The organism is Duganella sp. Leaf126, assembly GCF_001423125.1.
GTDB lineage: Bacteria > Pseudomonadota > Gammaproteobacteria > Burkholderiales > Burkholderiaceae_D > Rugamonas.
Map to the genome: position 1 here is coordinate 1 of NZ_LMNW01000029.1, position 1,287 is coordinate 1,287.

Sequence of the window (1,287 nt, forward strand, 5' to 3'; positions counted from 1 at the left end):
GCTGTCGGTGAATCGGGAAGTCTTCATTGCAGAACTTTCAAAAAACTAATTGAGAAAATTCTACTTCTGATGGCGATCATTTGCAGGGGGGATTACCGACCGACGCGCTTCAAATCAGGCAAATCAGCTATTGGTATAGTATGTGGTCGCATCGGCGTGACGGTGCGTGGAAAGGGTTTATTCAAGTCAGTCTCGACCCAACTGAAGATATTCTGGCATTACAGACATTGACTGCAAAGCTACCTGCAGGGGCAACACCATGAGTGATCAGATCAACGTCATCTCGTCCGAGATAGCTGAACTAGAAGGAATTCTGGCAACAATGCCTCAGGCAGAGGTAATCGCACGGATATCGTTTGAGAGCCGGTTACGAGCTGCAAGAGCAGCGTTAGCTGCCGCAGTCCATCCGCCCGACGTAAAGAAGGCCAAGCTGACGTTTCGAGGAAAGCCTGTATTTGGCTCTCACGGAATTGCAGCAGAGTTTGGTACGAAAGCGGCAGGCGCATTTTCTGATGCTTTTTCTGCGGTCGTGGCCGGCCTTAGCGAAAGCCTGCAATACATGGGCCCAATACCAGATAAGGCGAAGAATCAGCTATTAATCACGGGCACCGCAATCGGCTCTTTCGGCTTTGAATTGGAGTTGCCGCCTCAAAAAAACGATCTCTTCCCCGATGCTGGACGAACCAACGAAGCTTTGCAGAAGCTGCAAGATTTGCTGAGGATATCCGCAGAGGGGTCGGATGATGAGATAGCCGAGTTGGTCGAAGAAATCCATCCCAGAGCAGTGCGGAAGGTCGCTGATTTCCTAGGTTACCTTATTCAAAATCATGCGCTTTGCGGCCTGGAATTTGAAGACAAATTCTTTCGCTTCGATAGTCGCAAACACCTCGAAGTCTCGGCTGAACGTCTTCAGGAAGGAAATATCCGTGAGCGCGATGAAGATTTCATCGGCAGTTTTGCTGGCATGCTACCGGGCGGCCGCACGTTCGAATTCGATGTAGCCGACGGCAGCCAAACGATCAAGGGTAAGGTGGCGGCAGATATTGAGGATCCCGATTTGATCAATCGTGAGTGGCTCAAGCGTCCCGCCAAAATCAAACTGGGCGTGATTCAGGTCGGAAAAGGACGGCCTCGCTACACGTTCAAAACTTGGGATGCATTGACAGCATGGCCAGCGCTTGGAAAGTAAGCGTCTTTCTAGTACCGTCTGGACTGTCTGAGCACCGTCATTCATGATCGAATTTTGGCACAGCATTTGTGCCCACAAATTCAGATTATGGACACAAA

2 protein-coding genes are annotated in these 1,287 nt (G+C 50.2%); both read left to right on the forward strand.

The window, feature by feature from the left end; genetic code table 11:
* The coding region (locus tag ASF61_RS24110) for a hypothetical protein (RefSeq protein WP_229205847.1) at window positions 1-231 on the forward strand (231 nt) is incomplete at its 5' end.
* A 28-nt stretch (window positions 232-259) separates the two neighbouring features.
* Entirely contained in the window at window positions 260-1,189 is a 930-nt protein-coding gene (locus ASF61_RS13415) for a hypothetical protein (RefSeq protein WP_056156642.1), read from the forward strand.
* Window positions 1,190-1,287: the final 98 nt, after the last annotated feature.

Excerpts from the sequence above, each read along its gene's own strand:
- ASF61_RS13415 (WP_056156642.1), top strand. The coding sequence starts at position 260 with ATGAGTGATCAGATCAACGTCATCTCGTCCGAGATAGCTGAACTAGAA.